We start from the raw sequence: 21,164 nt of genomic DNA, 5'->3' as shown, positions 1-21,164 counted from the left end.
ATCCACACCAGCCGGGACAGGGGACCATTGCGAAAGGTTACGGCCACAGGCGAGCGAATACCACCTCCTTCCAGGGATCCTGACCGAGAGCGAAGAAGTACAGGCCCGTGGCGAACCAGCCGTGAAAGAGGCCCAAGGCCCACAGGTTTCTGGTGCGGAAATAGACGGTCGTGGTGACCGCAGCCAAGAAGAACGCGGCGGCGACGAGAGGAAGGGACGGAACATGTGCCCCGGCGAAGACCAGAGCCGTCAAGAGGACGATTCCCCGCTCCGGGATCCGGGTATGCTTTTTGATGTTGCCGGCCAGCAGGGCTACGACAAGGAACTGCTGGACGAGCCCCCAGACGGGATAGAGCAGGCAGATCAACACGATATGCCAATGCATCACCATGCTCCCGGTGAACATCCCGTAGACGGCGAAGCCGGACACCGTCAGCAGCGTGACCGGCATCAGCAGCGCGAGGCTTCGGCCGAGATTCCGGGTGGTGAATCCCCACTCTGCGAGAACCGCAGGGGCCGCGGCCGCTCGCACCGCCACGAACCCTGTCCAGAAAACACAGGCCCCGACGATGTATACCAGCTGCAAATGCAGCCAGCCGGCCAGCAGATAATGGCCCAGGCCGGTCAACAGGACGAACGCGATCTCCCAGCGCGAGGTGTCCATGATATTCCTGTCCCCTCCTGGACGATTCTCCTTCGCGATAACCCCGTCCACCTTGCCGGTTCGGCATTCCGGACATCACCGCAAGAACAGCATCGCCCCCCCCGCCAACGCCACCACCACGCCCAGCAACGACACCGGCGACGGCTTGTCGCGGTGGAACATCCAGGCCGGCAGCAGCACGGTGATCGGCACCGTGTTCATCAGCACCGACGCCACGCCGGCCTCGGTGTACTTGAGCGCCGACACCGCCACCCACATGCCGATGAACGGGCCGATGAGGATCGCCACCGACAGCGGTCGCCACGCGCGGCTCTCGCGCAGACCGCGCAGGCCGGACCACACCGAGGGTCGTCCCGCCACGAAAAGCGCCATGCCCGCCACCGCCCACAGGCCGCGCACCAGCGTCGCCGCCAGCGGCGGCGTGTCGCCGGGCATGCCGAGCTTGGCCAGCACGTTGCCGATCGCCGTGCAGACCGCGCAGACCAGGGCGCAGGCCAGGCCCCGGTAGATCTGCCCGCGGGGCAGGTCGCGGTGCTCGCCCGCGCCGGTATCCTTGCCCAGCACCGACAGGGATATACCTCCGATAACCACCGCGATGCCCGCCACCGCCAGCACGTCCAGCGTCTCGCCCAGCACGGGCCAAGCCATCAACGAGGCCCCCACCGGCGTAGCGGCCAGCATCAAAGATGCGCGCCGCGGCCCGGCCAGCATGATGCCCTTGTAGTAGAACGAATCGCCGATCGCCAGACCGATCGCCCCGCTCAACCCCAGCCACAGGTGCTGCCGCCACCCGACACCCTCGGGCCACAAGGTCCCGGTCATCAAGACCCAGGTGAGCCACAGCAGCAACGCCCCGCAAGGCAACCGAATGGCATTGACGAGAAGCGCACTGCTACGCCTCCCCGCCATCCCGAACAACGTCCCACCAAACGCCCACAAGATGGCCGCCGTTACAGCAAGCAACTCGCCCAAGTGGCTCAAGCAGCCCTCGTTTCATCTATGCCGCACCGAAGGGTGTGTGGGGCGCCTAATCCGGCGTGAATGCCTTTCGACGCATCAGGCGCCACACACACTCTTCGGTGCCCGCCCATCAGATGGACCGGGTGGCCCTCTTGAGCCACTTGCGGTGTGATCCATCCAGCAGCGGCGCCAGCTTCTTGTAGACCCGCTTGTGATAAGCGTTGAGCCAGTCGACTTCGACGGGATCAAGCAGATCCTTGTCGATCATCGACAGATCGATGGGGCAGAGCGTGACCGGCTCCCACCGATACCATGCCGTCTCCTCGGTGGTGTGCTTCGGGTCGGGCACCACCAGGCAGAGGTTCTCGATGCGGATGCCGAACTTGCCCGCCTCGTAGTGGCCGGGCTCGATGCTCAGCAGCTGGCCGGGCGCCAGCGGCACGTTGGCCGTGTCGCGGGGCGAGACGCTCATGGGCCCCTCATGCACGCCCAGGTAGTGGCCCACGCCGTGGCCGGTCCCGTGGCCGTAGTTCTGGCCGTGCAGCAAGAGCGCCTGGCGGGCCAGGATCTCCAGCCGCTGGCCGGACAGGCCCTGGGGGAAGGGCGTGCGGGTGATGTTGATGTTGCCCTTGAGCACCAGGGTGAACATGGTCTTCGCCCGCCTGGGCACCGGGCCGAGGGCCACGGTCCGCGTGATGTCGGTGGTGCCGTCGAGGTACTGGGCGCCCGAGTCGATCAGGTAGACGCCGCGGGGCTTCAGGGGCACGTCGCTCTCGGGCGTGGCGCTGTAGTGCACGATGGCGCCGTGGGCCGCGTAGCCGCTGATGGGGCCGAAGCTGTTGTCCTGGAAGCCGGGCTGCTCGGCGCGGAACTCGGTCAGGCGATCGCTGGCCGAGATCTCCGTCACGCCGCCAGACGGCACGGCGGTCTCGAGCCACCCGAGGAACTTGACCATGGCGGCGCCGTCGCGGACGTGGGCTGCGCGGATGCCGCCCATCTGCACCTCGTTCTTGATGGCTTTCATGGCGACGATCGGCGAGGTCGCGCGTACCAGGTCGCAGCTCTTGAGCAGGTCGCAGACCCACTTGCTGGTCGTGGCGGGATCCACGAGCACCGGCAGCTTCCTGCGCCCGAGAGCGCGCAGATCGTCGGCCACCGCTTCGTAGGACTTGATCCTCACGCTGCGGCCGAGCCCCTTGCGCACGGACTTGCCCACCTTGCGCTGATCCAGGTAGAGGGTGGCGCCCCGCTCGGTGACGATCGCGTAGGCGATGACCACGGGCGTGAACTCGATGTCGCGGCTGCGGATGTTGAAGAGCCAGGCGATCACGTCCAGCGCACCGATCACGTGGGCCCGGGCGCCGTGCTCCTTCATGGCGGCGCGCAGGCGATCGAGCTTGCAGGCGGTGCTCTCGCCGCTGTACCGCGGGCCGTGAAGCTTGACCGGCGCGTCCGAGGGCGCGGGCCGGCCGGTCCAGAGGGCGTCCCCGAGGTTTCGCGCCAGGTACTTGACCTCGATGCCGCGCTCGGACAGGGCGCCCGCGAAGCTGTCGGCGGCATCCAGGGACATCACCTGCGGATCGACGGCGAGGGTCTGGCCCTTCTTCAGCACCCGGCAGGCGTGGGCCAGCAGCGTCGGCACGCCGGGCAGCCCTATCCGGAACAGCTCGATGCCGCTGCCGGCCAGTTGCGCCTCGGCCTGCAGGAAGTAGCGTGAATCGGTCCACAGGCCGGCCTTGCGGGCGGTGACCAGCAGATCGCCGGCCGATCCCGTGAAGCCCGACAGCCAGACACGTCGCTGCCAGCAGGCCGGCACGTATTCGCTCTGGTGGGGATCCACGCTGGGCACGTAGTAGGCGTCGGCGCCGTGCTTTTTCATCAACGCCCTGAGGGCGGGCAGCTTCTGGCGGTTCTGCATGCGATGCAACCTCCCGAGTCGTGTAACGAAGACAGGACCAGATACGTAACAAAGAGCGGGTTCCGCGACACGCAACCGAGTCGAGCGACCCCGGGAACCGGCCCGGCAGGGGCCCCAACAGGTTTGCCAAGCGTGCCCGTTTGTCAGTATAGTGATAACACCGCTGCCGAGATCACCACAAGCGGAGGTTGTTTCCAGCGGTCGATTTACGGACCGCTACGCCCGGAGAAACGATGACCCTGCGCACAGCACCGATCACCCTCCTGCTGGCGGTGACGCTCGCCGCTGCGTCCGTGGCGGCGGCGCCGCTGGCGCGCAGGGCCGTGCCCAAGCAGAGAATACCCGGCATGCAGACGGCCGCGCCCAGCGGCCGCGTGATCGTGAAATTCAGTGACACCGCGCGAATCACAGTCACCGGCGACGGCGTCGCCGCCACGGACAAGACTTCCGCCGGCAGGATCGCGCGCCTGATCGAGAACGCTGCGCCGGGCAGCACGTTGCGCCGTCGTTTCCGGACGGAGCCGGCGGACATCGATGCCCTGCGAGCCGCGGCGGAGGCCCGCTCCGGCCTCGACCTGCCGGACCTGAACACCTACGGCGTGATCGAGCCGGACGCGAGGGACCGCGCCTCCCTGCTGCGGATAGTGGAGAGGCTGCTCGCGGACCCGTCCGTGGAGACGGCCTACCTGGAACCATCTTACGTGCCGGCCACGCTCGGCTTCGACGCGTTCACGGGAATCTACACGCCTCCCGCTTCCGATGATGATCACGACGACTCCCATTACGCCGCCCCGGACGCCGTCGATTCGCAGGATTACTCGCTCCTGCAGGGCTATCTGGGCGCGCCGCCCGAGGGGATCGGCGCCCTCGCGGTGGCGCAGACGCCGGGCGGCCGGGGCGAGAACGTCAAGGTCGTGGACGTCGAGCTGTCCTGGCTGTGGAACCACGAGGATCTGACGAGCCCCTTCTACACCAGCGGCACGCCGTTCGACGACCAGAGCTGGCGCAATCACGGCACGGCCGTGCAGGGAGTGATCAGGGGCGCCGACAACGGTTCCGGCGTGCGGGGCGTGGCTCCGTCGTGCCAGATCGGCGGCGCGTCCATCTTCTCGCAATCCCTGCCCGAAGCCATCCTGAAGGCCGCCCAGATCATCGCCGGCGGCGACATCATCCTGATCGAGCTGCACGCGCCGGGACCGAACGCCACCGGCATCGGCGAATACGGCTACGTGCCCGTCGAGTACTGGCAGGACAACTTCGACGCCATTCTCATCGCCACCGCCTCCGGACGGATCGTCTGCGAGGCCGGCGGCAACGGGCAGCAGGATCTGGACGGCCCCGCATACCGTCCGCTCTTCGATCCCGATTATCGCAATTCCGGGGCCATCATGTGCGGCGCCGCCCGCCCCGACCTGGAACCGGAGTGGTTCTCCAACTACGGACAACGCCTGGATCTACACTGCTGGGGCCGCGAGGTCGCGACCTGCGCCTACGGCGACCTGCAGGGAGCCGTCGAGGGGTTCCCCGAAGAGCAGTGGTACACCGATTCGTTCAGCGGCACCTCGAGCGCGTCCGCCATCATCGCCGGCGCCGTGGCCGACATGCAGGGCATGGCCAGGGCGCAACTCGGCTTCTCGCTGAATCCCCAAGTCATGCGGGAAGTGCTCACCGTGACAGGCACTCCCTACCTGCCGGACACCCAACACGTGGGCCCGCGCCCCGACATCGCAGCCGCCTGGTCGCTCGCCTCGATTTCCGTCGGCAACCTCAACGGACGGGTCACCGACAGCACATCGAGCCTGCCGATCCCCTACGCAATCATCGTTCTCCCGGAACACGAACGGAGGATCACCACCGGCGCCGACGGTCTGTACAGCATCAACCTGCCGGCCGGACCGATGACCCTCGAGTTCGACGAGTATTTCTACGAGATGGCCTCGATCGAGACGTACGTGACGCCAGGCGTCGACCAGACGCGGGACATCTCCCTGAACAGGTTGCCACACGTCACCCTGTCCGGGCTCGTGGCCGGGATGGACACGCTCCAGCTCGCCGGCATCCGCGTCTGGGTGCCCGGCAAGCCGATCCTGCCCGCCTATACGCGCGAGAACGGGGCGTACGACATGCCCGGCCTGGCCGCGGGCAAGGAAGTCACGATCCTCTACGACCACAAGCCCTGGCACGGTGCGCACGCCGAGATCATCACGCCCGTGGCGACCGAGACCGGCTTCAACACGAAATACGTGCGCGTACCCCCCGCCGTGGAGTCGTTCACGATGTCCGGCGGGTACCAGGCCTTCGGCCTCCACTGGGCCTGGGGCGTACCGACGCAGGGACCCGAGTCCGCCTTCTCGCCCCACAGGTGCTGGGCCGTGGGCCTGGATGGTCAATACCTGAACAACGCCTACGCCACCCTCACATCCGCCACCTACACGTACCCGGACACGGACCTGCTCCGCCTCAGCTTCCACTACTGGTGTTCCACGGAATCGAGTTTCGACGGCGTGAACCTGGAACTGCTGGTCGACGATGAATGGGTCCTGCTGGAGCCGATGACGGGCTACACCCACGACAGCGTCTCGGCCCTGGGCTCCCGGCCCGGCTGGTCCGGGGTGATCCGCGACTGGCGGGGCGCCGTGTTCGACCTCTCGGACCGGGACAAGGACGCGGTCACCTTCCGCTTCGTCTTCGCCTCCGATGCCGCGGTGCGCGGGGAGGGCTTCTTTGTCGACGACATCGCCTTCGCCGACGACAGGCATGCCGTCGCCGTGGAAATGGAGCCGCAGCTTCCCGACGCGGGAGCGGGACCCGAGTTGACCGTCTATCCCAATCCCTTCAATCCCCAGACCCGCATCACCTGGCGCGCGACGCGCCCCGGCCCGGTCGCCTTGACCGTCTTCGACACGCGCGGACGCCTCGTGCGCAGGCTCTACGACCGCGACACCCGGGCGCTCCACGGCGCGATGACCTGGCGGGGAGAGGACGACGCGGGACACCGGGCGCCCAGCGGCGTCTACCTTATCCGGTTCCGCGACGTCGCCGGCGGGACGGCCACCCGGCGCGTGACCCTCATGAAGTGAGATCCGGCGCGGATCAGTACGCCACGCCCACGGCCCGGCAGAGGAAGCCCATCAGCGGGGCGCCCTTGCGGAACAGAGCCGCCAGGTCGCGCGCGAAATCCGGCGCGGTCAGGTCGTCGGGCGTCAGGGCGGCGATCGCGGTGAAGTCCTTGAGCTTGAGATCCTCGACGAAGGGATGATCCTGCGGGTAGCCGCGCGGGGGGCGCTTGAGGGTATCGCCCGTGACGTCCCAGACCCGGCGCAGCGCCTTGCCGTGTGCGGCTTTCCGCCAACCGTCTGGATCTGCTACGATGGCGTCGCGGATCGACGCGAGCGTGGGTCCGTCGGGATGCCAGACGCCGAGACCGGCGAAGGGCCGGTAGGGGTCCACGTGGAGGTAGAAGCCCGGGGCGTGGACCGACTTGCCCCGCGCGTGACGGAACTGGATGCCCACGTGGGTCTTGTAGGGTGTCTTGTCGCGGCTGAACCGCGTGTCGCGGTAGATGCGGAACAGCGAGCCGCCGACCGGGCGGGGATCGGCCTCGAAGTGGGGACTGATCCTGGCCAGGCGCGGGGCGAAGTCCGCGACGAATCCCAGAGCCGGTTCCTTCACGGTCATCTCGTAACGCGACTTCTGGGACTGGAACCACTCGCGCCGGTTGTTCCGCTCGAGGTCGGACAGGAAGGCGAGCATCTCCGGAGGCATGCTGGTAATCGCGGGCATCGTCGGTCTCCCGGGTAAGGGTCGTGGTATGACATCCAGAAAAAGGCAAGACGGAAGCGATCGCAACCGGTTATTGGCCGTGCCGGCACAGGCGTGGCCGCTGCTGTCGATCTGGATGATCGTATGCGCCGCCGCCGCACCGTCCACCGCCCGCACCTGGCGCGTGCCGGACGAGCTGCCCACCATCGGGGCCGGTCTCGCCGCCGCGGCCGCCGGCGACACCGTCCTGGTCTCCTGCGGCGTCTACCCCGAACCCGGACTCGAGATGACCGAAGGCGTCGTGCTGCGCAGCACGACCGGCGAGGCGGACTGCGTGACCGTGGATGCCGTCTGGCGGGGACGCATCCTCTCCTGCGAGGGGCTCTCCGCCGCCACGGCGGTCGAAGGCCTCACCTTCGCCAACGGGATGGATGCGGCCGCGGGCGCCGTCTTCTGCAACCACGCCGACGTGGCCTTCCGCGACTGCGTCTTCATCGGCTGCATCACGGGCCTCGACGGCGCGGGCTTCTACTGCAACGAATCGGCGCCCCTGCTGGAGCGGTGCGTCTTCGCCGGCAACGTGGCCGACGCGGGGTCCGGCGGCGGCTTCTGCAGCCGCCTCGCGGATCCGGTGCTGCGCGGCTGCATCTTCACGAACAACCGCGCCGGCGGCTGGGGCGGCGGCTTCCACGCCACGGGCGGCGACAACGCGCCGCTGCTCGACAAGTGCGTTTTTACGGGCAACCGCGCCGGAGTCGGCGGCGCCATCGCCTGCAAGGGTACGCTGACGCGTCTCGGCGATTGCGAGCTGGTCTACAACGACGCCACCGGGGCCGGCGGCGGTCTCTACCTGGATTTCGGCGCGCTAGTCGTCGCCACGGACGTCCTGTTCGAAGGCAACGCGGCTCCCGACGGCAAGGCGGGGCTGGTGACGGGCAGCAGCACCGTACTGCTGCAGTGCTGCGTCCTGGACCGCACGGCCATGACCGGCACTGGCGTCATCACCTACGACGACACGGACTGCGACGCGGGAGACGAGCGCAGCGCCTGGGGCGATGTCAAGCGGCTGTACCGCTGAGTCGTCAGCGCAGGCGCGAGAATTCGTAGGTCTGATAACACTCGTAGCCGCCGCCGGACCAGTCCACCTCGAAGACGCCGGTGAAGCGATCGTAGCCCGCGCGTTCGTAGACCAGGCGGGCACGCATGCCGGGGGGTCCGCCCTCGACCTCGGTGCTCTCGATGATCACCCTGGGTCCGTCCACCGTCACCGCGGACGACTGCACTAAGCCCTCCGCGAAGAACCCCTTGGACCGCAGCTCACCGCCGATCGCATAGAACACGGTCATGTCCTGGTGCGTCTCGTAGTCGGTCGACGGCTCGGCGGGCGGGAACATGGCCAGCGTCCGCTCGACGAGGTAGCGGCCCGCCTGCGCGAAGCGGAACTCCTTGTGGTTGACGTTGGACGTCTCGCCCATGAGCGAATAGCCCTGCCATTCGCCTTCCAGCCAGGCGAGGTCTGAGAGGTCGGCGGCCGCCACCCACAGCGGCGCCGCGAGCAGGGCGAGTGTGATCAGGATGCGCATCTCGGCTCCTCGTTCGGGTGTCCGACGATACTGTACTCATAAATTGCATGTGACAAGCCCGCCGAAGGGCCGGGTGTGGAATGAGGGCACGGCGCGTGGATACGCTCTGATCCCGTGCCGGCCGGCCGGGACGTTTGGTGGGGCCCGGATCTGTTCATATGGATGATTCGAGCCCTCACGCCCTTGCCGGGACGTCTGAAGGGGGCGCGGAACCATGGAGGGCGGAGCGCCCCGAAAGTCGAGCGCGCCGGTCACAGGAGGTGACCGGCGCGCGTCCCCGGCAAGGGCGTGAGGGCTCAAATCATGCGTATGAACCAGTTCCGCGACCGCCGCTTGACCCCCCCGAACCAGATCGCAAGAGGCATCATGACCGCCAGCAACCCCACCAGTCCGACGAAGGAAGCCAGCACCTCCCCCTCGCGGTAGTAGACGCCGAAGCGACGCGTGAAGATGGCCAGCAGCGGGATGTGCACGGCGTAGAAGAACATGGGCACGCGCCCGACGATGGCGAAAGGCCGCAGGAGCTTCGTGTACATGCCCATGCGGCAGAACAGGCCCACCATGAAGATGACCGCGCCCGCGAACCACAGCTGGTGCGCCAGGCTGGGCGGGTATTTCTGGACCAGCAGGAAGGCCCAGCTCAGGAATTCGCCGTGGGGGAAGATGTTGCCGTAGCCGCCGCCCCACCAGCGCACGCCCCAGGCCGCCAGCACCAGGACCGCGCCGATGAGCATGCTGCGGTTTGCGCGGGTGGCATTGTCGCGCCAGGCCTCGAACCAGAAGTGGGCCATGACGCTGCCCCCGACCGCCAGGGCGAACCAGGGGATGATCGGGTACTTGTTGTAGTCGCCGGCGTCCACGAAGAGCTGCATGGGGATGTGGGTCCAGGAGGCGTGATCGTAGGGGATGCGCAGCAGCAGCAAATGGACCGCGAACAGCGCGGCCGCCGCCGCCAGGCGCCATTGCCAGCGCCAGCGCACCATCAGGATCAGCAGCAGCATCGAGGCGCCGATGGTGGCGATGATCCCGAAGTGGTCCAGGCGCAGCCGGGTGAAGCCGCTCCAGCTGGCGTTGACCCACACGAGCTGCACGGCGATCAGGAAGAGCCCGCGCTGCACGAAGTCCCAGCGGGCGCGCCCGTCCCGGACGCCGTTCTTGATGCGGCGCCAGTAGGCGTAGTAGACCATCGCGCCGTTCATCATCAGGAATCCCGGCGCGCAGAGGTATCCCATGTAGCGCAGCCAGAACTGACCGGCGGTGCCGAAGAACGGGTCCAGCGGATCGAGGCTGAGCCACACCGAGTTGAAGTAGTAGTTGCTGTGACCGAGGGCCATCATGACGCCGACGAGCCCGCGGAACTGGTCGATGAACTCGAAGCGCTGCTTCTCTGCCACGCGCCTTCCTCTCGTTAATCCGGGGTCCGCACCACGCGGAAGCCCACGAAGTCGTCCGCCGAGGTCGGATAGAAGGTGCCGCGGGCCGCGCTGCGGCAGTCGCGGGCGTAGTAGTGCCAGCTGCCGCCGCGCACTACGCGCTGCTCGCCGTCGGCGGGGCCCTCGGGGTCCAGGACCGGTCCCTCGGGATAGGGGCCGTACCAGTCCCAGCACCACTCGCGGACGTTGCCCAGCATGTCGTACATGCCAAACGCGTTGGCGGCCTTCTGCTGCTTCGCTCGGGGCGCGTCGGCGTTGCCACAGTACCAGCCGGCGGCGTCCAGGAGGGCGTCGGCGCCGCAGTGGACCTCCGTGAGCTCGCCGTTGTAGAGGCCGGTCGCGGTGCCGGCGCGGCAGTGGTACTCCCACTCGGCCTCGGTGGGCAGGCGCCAGCCGTCGGCGCCGCGATGCCAGGTCACGTAGGGACCGTCCACGGTGTAGGCGAGGACGAGGCCGTCCTGGTCGGACAGGGCGTTGCAGTAGTCGATGGCGTCGAACCAGCTGACGTTGTGCACCGGCAGATCGTCGCCCACGAAGGTCGAGGGATTCACGGGCATGAGCGCGTTCCAGGCGAGCTGGGTCACCTCCACGGGCGCGACCACGATTTCGCGGGTCAGCGCGACCTCGAACTGGACCTCGTCGTAGCGCCGACCGGTCTCGCCGCCCGGGCTGCCCATGACGAAAGCGGCCGTGCCGACCACGGGCCGGTCCGCCGGCTCGGCGGTCGCGAGGTTGCCCTGACCGTCGTCGAAGAGGAAGCGGTAGCTGTGGACGCCGGCGGCGAGAGTTGTCGCCAGGCGATACAGGGAGCCGGTCTCGGGCTCGCCCGACACGTAGGCCATCGCCGAGACCAGGCCGTCGATCTCAGCGTCGCGGGTGACCGGTTCGTCGCCGTCGTCGTCGAAGTAGGTCACCTCGAAGGTGAATTCCGTGGCGAGGGTCCCGAAGTCGGGCTCGACGCCGGCGCCGCTCAGGAAGGTGCCGGAGGGGGTGGTCACGGCCGCGTCGTTGGACAGGTCGGACACGTGTCCTTCCTCGTCGAGGACCTTCAGGGCGAAGTGCCAGGTGGTCTCCTGCAGCAGGCCCGTCACGTCGGCCGATTGCTCGCTGCCCGCGTCCGTCGGGGCGGGCAGTCCGGCGACGGGCTGCGCCGCTTCCCAGTCGGCCTCGTCCAGGATGGCGGTCTGGGCGTAGCGCATCTCGTAGGCGCTGGCGGTGCCGTAGTAGCCGTCGTCGCCGGTGGCCTGCCAGGTGAGGCGGACCGAGGATGAGCTCAGGAACGCGCCGGCGAGTGTCGTCACGGGGGCTGGTGCGCGGGTGTCGCTGGACAGGTCGGGTCCCGCCAGCACCAGGATGCCCTGCTGGCGGTCGGCCACGAGCACGTGACCGGAGGGGGCGATGCAGAGATCGGAGGCGTAGCCCGTCTCGACGGTCCCGGCGTAGGCGGGGTTTTCCGGGTCGCGCACGTCCACCACGTGCACGCCGCCGTCGGCGGCGCAGAGCAGCGCGTAGCCGCGGGCGACCACGATCGAGCGGCTGTAGGCGGTCAGGTCGAGCTGGGCGAGCTTGACCGGCGTCTCGCCGCCGTCGATGCGGTAGATCGCGATGCCCTCGGTGCCGTCGGCCACGTAGGCGTAGTCGCCGTCGACGGCCACGTCGAGGGCGTTGCCCGGCGAGTCGCACCAGCTCACGAGCCGCACGGCGCCCAGCACGCGCTCGCGCACGTCGAGAACCGCCAGGCCCATCTCGTCGTCGGCAACGTAGGCGTAGCCGTCCTTGGCGGCGATGCCCATGGCGTAGCCCTGCGTGCCCGCGAAGACGCCGTTGTACGCCAGCACGCCGGGGAAATCGGGCGTCGACTCGAAGATGCGCACGCCCTTCCAGCTCTCGGCCAGGTAGACGACGAAGGGCTCGTCGGGATCGTCCGTTTCCTCGACGAAGATGCGGTTGCCGTCCACGGCCGTGGTGCCCTGGTTGAAGGAGACCACGTCGAACGGATCGGTCACGTCGTAGGTCGTGATGCCCTCGGTGCCCTCGACGACCAGCGCGATGTCCAGCAGGGTCTGGTCGGCGAAGGTGCGGATCAACTCGATGCTGCCCGCGTACTTGGTGGTGTTGATGGTATCGATCAGCCGCGGGTCGCCGGGATCGGAGATGTCGATCACGTGCAGCCCGGCCTGCCCGCCGGCCACGTAGGCGTACTGTCCGAGGGCGGCGACGCCTTCGTTGGCGCTGGGCAGGGGCACCCTGCCGACGATGTGGAAGGGGGACTCGGGCGCCACGTAGAGGTCGGCCGCGCCGCAACCTCCCAGCAACGCCGCGATCGCCACCAGCACGGGAAACCTCATCATGTCGCGCTTCGTCATTCCGGCTCCTTACAACTTGTACGTCAGGCCGATCCAGTACCGGCGCTGGTTGTAGTCCTTGTCCTCGGCGATGTCGCCCTTCCAGGGAGACTCTACCGTCCGCCGCGTGTACTTGACGCCGATTTTAAGATCGACCTGCTTGTTGAGCTCGCGGTCGAAATCCAGTTGCACCGCGTAGACCATGTCCTTGCGCCCCACGTGGTAGGGGTCGTCGGCGAGGCTCTTGGCCGAGGTGAACCAGTAGATCTGGTACTGGCCGCTCAGGGAGACCTTGTCGAAGTATCGCTCGGCCCACTTGGGCGCCCAGCCGACGTCGATCTGGTAGAGGTCGCGCTTGTAGGAGGGATCTGAGTCGTCGCTGGTCTCGAGCGTCTCCCCCACCTCGTTGGCGCCGCGGGCGGGCGCGTCGGAGAAGCCGTAGTCCATGGTCACGCGCCAGGCCTTGTGCACGTCCCAGTAGAGCGTGCCGCGCAGACCGAGGTCCTTGATGTCGTTCTCCATGAACGCCTGGTTGTAATAACGCAGGGACCGGTTCAGGAGCAGCTTGAGGTTCATGTTGCTGCGCACCTTCTGCCTGCAGATCAGGCCGAAGACGTTGCGCGTGTAGCGGAACTCGCCCCACTCGAGAGGATCGCTGGGGGGCTGCAGCGGCGTCCGGTACGACAGTTCGCGGATGTACTGCTCGGGCGCGTAGTTGTACCAGAGCTCCACGCTGCGGCCGCCGGGCAGGTACTGCCGGACATAGTAGTCGAAGTCCATGTTGGACTTGATCTGCCCCTGGATGTACTGCCAGCGCTTGAAATTGAAGCGGAAGCGGGTGTCGCCCCAGGAGATCAGCCTGCGCTGGGCGTACATGTCTATGCTGGGCGCGAGGATGTGCGTGTCCTGGCGGTCGATCTGGAACTTGTAGGGGTAGGTTCCCGCGTGGAAGTCGTCCAGGTAGTCGTCCGAATAGCGCAGGAAGTTGTCGTCGTAGATCGTCTCCAGACCGACGGTCACGCTGGTCTTCCACTTGGATTTCTTCTTCTCGCCCGACGACTTCCGGCCCGGGCTCTTCTGCAACGACTCGGGGGCGGCCAGTCCCTGGCCCCGGGCGCTGGTCCCGGCCGGCGGCTGTTGGGCGACGGACGGGGACGTCTCGAGCAGCAGCACCGCCAACAGCAGCAGTCCCGGGATCATCCCCCTGTTGGTGATTAAGTGCATGTCTATCCTACCTGACGTCCTTCGCGGGTATGCGGATCATGGCGGTCACGCAGCAGCCCTCGGGCCGCACACAGCGGATCTCCACGCGGTGCCGGCCCTTGCCCAGCGGCAGTTCCATTGTCATGCGCTTGCCAGGCAGGACGTCCGGACGGTCCGTGTACACGGCGGCTTCCTCCTTCTTCGCGTTGTAGTGGAAGGTCTGCCACGGGTCACCGTCGATCACGGCCTCCAAGGTGTAGGGCTGACTTTTATGCATGGTGTGGTCGAAATCGAGCCTCGTCCAGACGGTGAGCTTGGTGGGGCCAGTCACCTCACAAGTCAGCGGGAGCTCGGGCGTGAAGGTGTAATAGGAGAAGCTGTTGCCGCTTTCGAACTGTATTTGCGTCACGCCGGCGTATTGCTCAGGAGCATACGAGACCAATTTTGCAGGCGGGGTCTTGGTCTCGCGAAAGAACCGCGCGACGACCGCTCCCTGTTGCTCCGTGGCGATGGCGGTGACCCCCAGTTCGTGCCACCCATCGCCAACCGTAACATAGGCGCGCCGCAAGTCGCCGGCGGGGGTCGCTTCCTCGCCGCAAAGGAACACATCGTTCTGCCGCGAGCCGCGGAACACCTTGCTCAATATCTGAGCGCCGTCTATCGCCACGTGCAGGGTGAAGCCGCGACGCCCCTGTTCGTTCGGTTCGAAGAGGTAGCGGCAGATGATCTTCACCTTCCGCGGTCCGCGAATTCTAATGACGACAGGTTCCTCAGGATCCAGACGCTTGTAGTTCACTTGTCGCCCATCCACTGTCAGGCACGTCTCGCCCAGGTCGACCGTGGTTTCCAAGGTGCGCCAACGCATGGCAGCCGTTGCGGGTCCCGAAAGGCAGAGCAGCGTAAAGCAAGCCACGGCGGCGGATAGACGGCTCGCAATAACAAGGCGAGAGGTCATTTCACATCTCCTACACGTCTGACGAAGCCAAAGGGGGGAAGCAATTTGCGGCGGACCTCCGGCGCCAGAACAACGGCGCATAGTCCGGCATAGACCAGGAAGAACACGGCCACCAGCGAGTAGCGGTAGCTGTCGCGCTTGAATATGTCCCCCTCGCCGGGGGTCGCCAAGTAATCATAGTCCGGTGGCTGCGGCAGTCCATAATCATGGGCCAGGTCGCTGATATTCAGTAGGTGAATCACCGGCACACCCTTGTCCGACATCCGGACCATGCACCCCTTTCGCGGCCAGTTTTTCACTCCGAGAGTCGTGGACAACCCGCGTTTAATAAGATGCTTGTTCCGTGTGGCACCCAGGCTTGCCACACCGCCACCCACGTTGACATAGGCCCGACAGCGGCGTCCATCCAAGCACTCCTCGATGAAGGCCATGCGGACCGTTATAGCATCCTCGATATCTCTCGAGGCAAGTAAGGGAATATCGTTGCGGTCGATGGCGGCGCGGACCATTTGGCACCCTGTCGGGGTGAGGCCCCGCCCCATGTCGTCGCTGGCGCCGAGTGTCGCAGCGGCGGATCGCACGTCAAAGACCCCCTCCTTGATGAAGAGTTTTTCCATGTCGAGCCAGGTGAACAAGGGATCACTGGCACCCCAATGGGACGCGCTCACCGATGTGATGACGACCGGCAGGAGCTCCATGGCCTCCACCGCAGCGTAGACGGCGATGTTGAGGCCGGGAAACGAGCCCGTGACGGCGATGACCACGGAGTCGCCCGCCTTCAGGCCGGCGTGTCGGAACATGTCCACGATCACCGCCGCCCAGTTAGGATTCAGGCATGTCTGCTTGGCAACCAGATCACCTGGCGAGTTGGTGATTTTGCTTTCCTCGGGGCCAATCAGCCCAGTACCGGCCGGATCGCTTTCCAGCTCCACCGTCGCGTTATCCATCTGCCGGTCGCGTCTGACGGCAAGATAGGCCGCATACGCCTTCTCGGCCGCGGCCATCTTGAGCTCATAGTCTCGTTGCTTGACGGGCGTACGCGTCCTTTCGAGCACCCCCTGCAGCAGGAGCGCCAGCACCGCGAGGCCGCCCAGGATCAGGGGGCGGCGGCTAGCCGATAGCCATGTCAACAAGCCTGCCTCCGTGTGCCAGGACCAGCGCCAGCCGGACCAGGAAAGCCGCCATGATCATCGTGCTGATCGTCTCGATCACGCCCTGGCGATGCATCCAGTAGGCGATCAGGCCGGGGATGATGTAGCCGATGGACTGCACGATCGACACGTCCAGCCCCGTATCGAGCATGGCGTTGAAGACCAGCACGTAGCGCGTCAGATAGCCGAAGACGAAGCCCACCAGCACGCTGAAGACCAGGGTGCGCCGGCCGTAGAGCAGGATGAACCGGCTCAGCAGCTGGACGGTGCCGTAGGTGAGCATGGCAGCGACGATGGTGCCCGCCACGCGCAGCGGCTGGTGCAGGTGAAGGGCGATGTACCCCGGCACGATGAGACCGCCCGCCGCCACGCCCATGATCTCAGAGAAGACGAGGCTGACCACGAGCCCCAAGCCGATGGCCTGGATGATCACGGCGCCACCTCCTTCTCCCTCAGCAGATCGAGCAGGGCCATGCCCGCCCCGCCGATGTTCCCGACGCCCACCACGGTGGCCCGCTCGCCGCAGATCTCGACGAGTCTGCGCCAGGCCTCGGCCGCGTCCAGCCCGCCCAGGTCCACGACGCTGTCGCGCGGCACGCGCCGGCCGAAGAGATCGGAGAGTTGCGCCGTCGATTCGCCCACCAGCACGTAGCGGCGGGCGGTTATCGTGTCGCCGAAGAGGGGAGCCAGGTCGCGGGCGCGCCGCATGCGGTCCGCCCGGTTGTTGTAGAGCACGATCGCCGCTTCGGGGCTCTTCGACAGGCCCAGGTGCTCCCAGATCCGCGCCGTGGATTCGGGATCGTTGGCCGCGAAGGCGTTGACGAAGTGGACCTCCTTGCCCGGCACGTCGATGCGCACGCGGTCGAGGGCGCCCACGTCGGGGCGCACCTTCCACATGCCCTCCAGCGCCTTGCACCGCTGCACGCCGGCCGCCTCGCAGACGTCGAGAGCCAGGCTCACGTTCTCCGCGAACTCGACATAGGTGAAGGGAGCCAGATCCTCCTCGCTCACCGTGGAGGGGACGGTCCGCTGGAAGCGGGAGCCGCGCCGCCGCGCCTGCTGCTCGAGATAGGGCGCAAAGGTCTCCTCCCCCGTGAAGAAGGCGGCGTTGCATGGGATGGTGCCCGCCAGGCCGCGCGCCACGTCCTCGAGCCGGGGGCCCTGCACTTCCAGGTGGTCGGAACGCACGTTGGTGACCACGCCGTGGGTGCTGCCGACGATGCGGTGCTCGCAGGTCCACTGCAGGTCCGGCCTGACCGCCATGCACTCGATCACCAGCGCCTCGGCCTTCTCCGACACCGCCTGCCGGAAGACGCGCAGCTGCTCGCGGATGTTGGGCGAACCGTGCCTCACGATCGGGGATTCGCTGCCGTCGACGTGGATGAAGCGCGCCGCCGAACCGGTGGTCTTGGCGCACGTGCGCAGTCCTCCAGCATGCAGGCCCGCGGCGATCAGGCGCGTAACGGAGGATTTGCCCCGGCTGCCGTTCACGTGGATGCGCAGGGGTATGCGACGACGCATGTAGCGGTGCCGCGCCATCTCCCACAGCCCGAGGATCGTGATCACGGCCAGCAAGAACAGGATGAACCTCACGTCTCGCGCTCCTATCTCACCAGCAGCAGCTTCTGGGTCTGCACGCGTCCGGCGCTCTCGAGCCTGGTGAAGTACACGCCGGCCGCGGCCTCCTGGCCGTCTGCCGTGCGGCCGTCCCAGGTGAGCTGCGAGGGGCCCGAGGGCATCTCGCCGTCGAGCAGCACGCGCACCAGGCGTCCGGCCACGTCGTATACGCGCAGCATCACGGGTCCGCCCTGCGGCAGGGCGAAGCCGATGCGCGCGTCACCCCGCGCCGGATTGGGCTGTACCGGGAACAGCGAGAAGCGCACCCGGCCCTCGCCGCCGGCGGTGGCCTCGAGGGTCGTCGTGCCGGCGTCGGTGCGGTGCCCGTAGGGGTGCAGCGAGATCAGCCGGTAGGCGGTCTCCCCCTCGCCGGTGCCGCCGGCGTCGAGGAACTCGCGCGCGCCCGGCGCCAGCGGTTCGGCGGTCAGCACGGTCTCGCCGGTGGCGTCGCGCCGCGTCACGATCCAGCCCGTGACCGGCCGCGTGTCGACGACGCTCCAGGCGAGGGTAGCGCCCGCGGCAGACCGCTCGGCCGTGAACGTCTCTACCGCGAAGGGATCGTATACGGGCGGCTTGGTGGTCAGCTTGACGGCCAGGCCGGGCCCGATGGGCGCCACGCCCGGCGCATAGAGGCCCGCGTAGGTCAGCTCCAGGCCGTCCGTCTCGTCGGGGCTCTCCAGGCCGACCGTCGCGAACTGGCGCAGATGGTCGGCGTTGATCACCTGCCGGTACAGGAACTCGATCTCGCCGTCGCCGGTCGGGGTGGCGTGGACGGCGGGGTCGAACAGCACGAGCTGGAAGGTTTGCGCGTCGTCCACGGGCGGATCGACGTCGTCCACCGTCGAGAGGTAGTGCAGCATGTTGCTCCACTCCACAGTGAAGGTCCCCGCCGCGGCGTCGTGACGCGTGAAGACGCCGCCGGTGCCCTCCAGCGTGGGATCGAAGTTGTCCCAGAAGGGCGCGACGACCGAATGGTTGCCGTGGCTGCTGGGCAGCGGCCAGTTGTAGAACTCGAATTCGTCGCTGGTGTCGAAGCTGATCCAGCCGTTCTCGCTGATCCTGATCTGCCCCGAGTAGGTCTGGCCGTAGTACCGGAAGGCGAAGGGCAGGCCCACCGCCGCGAAGGCGTTGTCGCTCGCGAAGGGCACCTCGACGCCCGCGCCGCCGTAGGCGGGATTAAGGTGCGTCCAGCGGTACGCCGGCACCACCGCCGGGTAGTCGATGTCGGCGCTGTCGAGGGCGTAGTAGCCGTAGGCGTCGGGGCCGACGGGCGCGCCGGGATCCACGTCGCCCACGATCAGCTCGCCGTGGAGCTCCGCCTGGTACGCCTCCGCGTCGTCGGAGACCACGAACTCGACGGTGACGCCTTTGCCGGTGGGCACGTCGCCGTCGATGGCCAGGACGAAGGGCGCGACGACCGCGGCGGTCGCGCCCGGCGCCACGTCGGGCAGGTCGACCAGCCCGGTGACGACGCTACCGACGTCGGGCGTCAGCAGGTTCAACCGGGCGTGGCCGCCGACCAGGGACAGGCCTCCGGCGTTGCGGACGGTGAGTACCACCTCGTTGTCCCGGCCCTGGCGCAGGTAGCCGTCGCCGCCGACGGCGAGCGCCTCGGCCGAGATCGTCGGACCGCCCACGGTCAGGACCCACTCGGATGTGTCGACCCGGCCGTCGTGGGCGGCGTCGATCCGCAGGCGGAGCTTGGCGCCGTCGTCGGCCTGGGACAGCAGGCCGAACAAGAAGTATTCGTCGCCGCCGGTCTGGTACACCTCGCCGCCGGCGAGTGCGGGCAGGGCGAAGGAGGCCTGGTCGACGCCGGCCGGGCCGTCGATCGCGAGGGTCAGGGTCGCGACGTGTGAGGTCAGGGTGCTGGCGTTGGTGATCTCGGGGTAGACGGTGAGCACCTCGGAGGGGTTGACCACCTGGTCGCCGTTGCCGTAGGGCGGCTCGCTGGTCCAGGTCAGGCCGGTGACCGTCAGGTAGGCCTCCGGCTGCTGCACGAGCACCGCGGACTGACGGGCGAAGCGGTTCGTGCGGGTCACGGTCACGGTCAGCGGGGCCGCGTCCGCGAGGCCCGACAGGGGCACGTGGGCGAAGCCGTCGGCGTCGCTGAAGACGGAGCCGACCAGCACGCCGTCCTGCGTCACGCCGACGCGGGCACCGGCCAATGGCGTCGTGCCGTCGGCCTCGGCGACGGTGACGACGAAGCGGGAGGCGTCGGGCGAGCAGCCGGCGTCGTGGGCGACCGTCATCTCCGCCGGTGCGCCGCGCCAGTACTCGAGTTCGGGATCGCCGAGCAGGTTGTAGATGTGGAAGTAGAACTCCACCGACTCCTCGCCGTGCTCAGCGAAGCTCATCTCGTGGGGGAAGAAGTCCATGAAGCGCAGCTTGCCCGCGAGCATCAGGGCGCCCAGGTCGGTCACGCCGGGATCGACGATGCGCTCGAAGAAGGAGATGGCCATGGCGTCGTTGTAGCGGGTGTGCGACCAGTGCTCGCCGTTGCCGATGAAGGCCACCGCGCCGCGGGGCTCCGTCGGCGTGCCTTGGCGCAGGAACACCTCGCCGAAGCAGTCCTCGTCGTTGGAGAAATCGCCGTTGAGGCAGACGAAGCTCATCACCACCGGCAGCATCGCGCCGTTGTTCACGCCGGGGATGTTCGCGATCACGAAATGGGGCGGCTCCCAGCCCTCGATGCCGTAGGCCCAGCCCCGGTAGGCAACGATCGACACGCCCGCCTCGAGGGCCTGGGTGATGGGATAGACGCCGTTGAACAGCGGCGGGAACAAGACCTGCGTAGCGGGCTCGAAGCCCAGCTCCTGGAGCTGCTCGCCGCACCAAGTGACCGTGCTGACGGGCGTGCTCGAGCTGAAATTTCCGCCCACCATCAGCTGCCGGGTGAACCAGCCCTCGTCCACGCGGTACGGCGCACGCTCGTAGGCGACGGTCTTGTTGATCACCACCTGGGCCTCGTAGACCGATTCCACGGGGATGCGGCCGAGCAGGAGATCCGGCAGCCAGTCGTCCCCGTCCATCAGGGCGTAGGGCAGGTCGGTGACATTCGCGCTGAAGCTCCAGGCGGGGATGTCGTCCACGTCGCCGAATATGAGCAGGTATTCGGGGGGCACTTCCCAGGTGGCGTAGGCCTCGCGGAGCCAGGCCTGGATCGCGACGTTGTCGGAGCCGGTCTCGTCGGTGGTGGCCAGCCGGACCTGCAGGCCCTTCTCCCGCTTCCAGTCCAGCAGCGGCGCGCAGGCGTCGACGTATTCCGGCGTTGTGACGACGAGGTAGACGCCGTCATCGGTCGCCTTCTCACCTGCCGGCAGGCCCGCGATCTGTCCGCCGAGGGCCGCGTCGAAGCCGCGGGAATGGGCGCGGACGGGCGACTTCGCGGCGCGGGACCAGTTTCCGTCGTGCGCGACCGTTACGACAGCGTCAGGGGAGAGCCCCCGCGCCAGCACCGAGACCACGGGCAGGCCGCGCAGATGGGCGACGCGGCTGTCCGCGATCTCGCCGGCGCCCGCTGTCACGCGCACGTCGCAGGCGGAGGCGTCCGGCGGCAGGGCCACCAGCAGG

Annotated in this window: 15 protein-coding genes; 2 read left to right on the top strand and 13 right to left on the bottom strand. The window is 67.7% G+C overall.

The window, feature by feature from the left end:
• Positions 1 to 37 precede the first annotated feature (37 nt).
• The 3 genes from KJ554_04120 to KJ554_04110 form a co-directional block, all read right to left on the bottom strand.
• Positions 38 to 664 (bottom strand): CPBP family intramembrane metalloprotease, encoded by a 627-nt coding sequence (locus KJ554_04120; GenBank protein ID MBU0741524.1) that lies wholly within the window; start codon positions 662 to 664, stop codon positions 38 to 40.
• 75 nt (positions 665 to 739) lie between these two features.
• On the bottom strand, positions 740 to 1,645 hold the full coding sequence (locus tag KJ554_04115; protein ID MBU0741523.1) for a DMT family transporter: 906 nt from the start codon (positions 1,643 to 1,645) through the stop codon (positions 740 to 742).
• A gap of 109 nt (positions 1,646 to 1,754) precedes the next feature.
• Positions 1,755 to 3,542, bottom strand: a complete 1,788-nt coding sequence (locus KJ554_04110) for an aminopeptidase P family protein (GenBank protein ID MBU0741522.1) — start codon at positions 3,540 to 3,542, stop codon at positions 1,755 to 1,757.
• A 233-nt stretch (positions 3,543 to 3,775) separates the two neighbouring features.
• Between KJ554_04110 and KJ554_04105 the strand changes: the two genes are divergently transcribed.
• On the top strand, positions 3,776 to 6,622 hold the full coding sequence (locus KJ554_04105; protein ID MBU0741521.1) for a S8 family serine peptidase: 2,847 nt from the start codon (positions 3,776 to 3,778) through the stop codon (positions 6,620 to 6,622).
• Positions 6,623 to 6,635: 13 nt separating this feature from the next.
• Here the strand turns inward: KJ554_04105 and KJ554_04100 are convergent, their stop codons facing one another.
• Entirely contained in the window at positions 6,636 to 7,307 is a 672-nt protein-coding gene (locus tag KJ554_04100) for a DUF2461 domain-containing protein (GenBank protein MBU0741520.1), read from the bottom strand.
• Positions 7,308 to 7,404: 97 nt separating this feature from the next.
• Here KJ554_04100 and KJ554_04095 point away from each other — a divergent pair, with 97 nt between their 5' ends.
• Positions 7,405 to 8,382 carry a right-handed parallel beta-helix repeat-containing protein gene (locus tag KJ554_04095; GenBank protein ID MBU0741519.1) on the top strand — a complete coding sequence of 326 codons (978 nt, stop codon included), beginning with the start codon at positions 7,405 to 7,407 and terminating at the stop codon, positions 8,380 to 8,382.
• Between the two features lie 4 nt (positions 8,383 to 8,386).
• Here KJ554_04095 and KJ554_04090 read toward each other — a convergent pair whose 3' ends face one another.
• The 9 genes from KJ554_04090 to KJ554_04050 all read right to left on the bottom strand — a co-directional run.
• Entirely contained in the window at positions 8,387 to 8,887 is a 501-nt protein-coding gene (locus KJ554_04090; GenBank protein MBU0741518.1) for a hypothetical protein, read from the bottom strand.
• A 296-nt stretch (positions 8,888 to 9,183) separates the two neighbouring features.
• Entirely contained in the window at positions 9,184 to 10,281 is a 1,098-nt protein-coding gene (locus tag KJ554_04085; GenBank protein ID MBU0741517.1) for a DUF1624 domain-containing protein, read from the bottom strand.
• Positions 10,282 to 10,295: 14 nt separating this feature from the next.
• On the bottom strand, positions 10,296 to 12,686 hold the full coding sequence (locus KJ554_04080) for an SUMF1/EgtB/PvdO family nonheme iron enzyme (protein MBU0741516.1): 2,391 nt from the start codon (positions 12,684 to 12,686) through the stop codon (positions 10,296 to 10,298).
• A 9-nt stretch (positions 12,687 to 12,695) separates the two neighbouring features.
• Positions 12,696 to 13,889 (bottom strand): hypothetical protein, encoded by a 1,194-nt coding sequence (locus KJ554_04075; GenBank protein ID MBU0741515.1) that lies wholly within the window; start codon positions 13,887 to 13,889, stop codon positions 12,696 to 12,698.
• A 7-nt stretch (positions 13,890 to 13,896) separates the two neighbouring features.
• Positions 13,897 to 14,823: a hypothetical protein gene (locus KJ554_04070; protein MBU0741514.1), complete on the bottom strand. Its 927-nt coding sequence runs from the start codon at positions 14,821 to 14,823 to the stop codon at positions 13,897 to 13,899.
• Positions 14,820 to 15,956 carry a poly-gamma-glutamate system protein gene (pgsW, locus tag KJ554_04065; GenBank protein ID MBU0741513.1) on the bottom strand — a complete coding sequence of 379 codons (1,137 nt, stop codon included), beginning with the start codon at positions 15,954 to 15,956 and terminating at the stop codon, positions 14,820 to 14,822. Before pgsW ends, KJ554_04070 begins: the two co-directional genes overlap by 4 nt.
• Positions 15,934 to 16,350, bottom strand: coding sequence for a poly-gamma-glutamate biosynthesis protein PgsC (gene pgsC / locus KJ554_04060; protein ID MBU0741512.1), 417 nt, complete (start codon positions 16,348 to 16,350; stop codon positions 15,934 to 15,936). The genes pgsW and pgsC overlap by 23 nt, the downstream gene beginning before the upstream one ends.
• 53 nt (positions 16,351 to 16,403) lie before the next feature.
• Complete coding sequence (gene pgsB, locus KJ554_04055) at positions 16,404 to 17,567, bottom strand: poly-gamma-glutamate synthase PgsB (GenBank protein MBU0741511.1); 1,164 nt, start codon at positions 17,565 to 17,567, stop codon at positions 16,404 to 16,406.
• Positions 17,568 to 17,578: 11 nt separating this feature from the next.
• Positions 17,579 to 21,164, bottom strand: a 3,586-nt coding sequence (locus KJ554_04050) for a hypothetical protein (GenBank protein MBU0741510.1), incomplete at its 5' end; no start/stop codon positions are given.

It is taken from the genome of bacterium (genome assembly GCA_018814885.1).
Lineage (GTDB): Bacteria > Krumholzibacteriota > Krumholzibacteriia > LZORAL124-64-63 > LZORAL124-64-63 > JAHIYU01.
The sequence above is the reverse complement of the archived record's forward strand: the minus strand, read 5'-3'. Positions and strand labels throughout refer to the sequence as shown.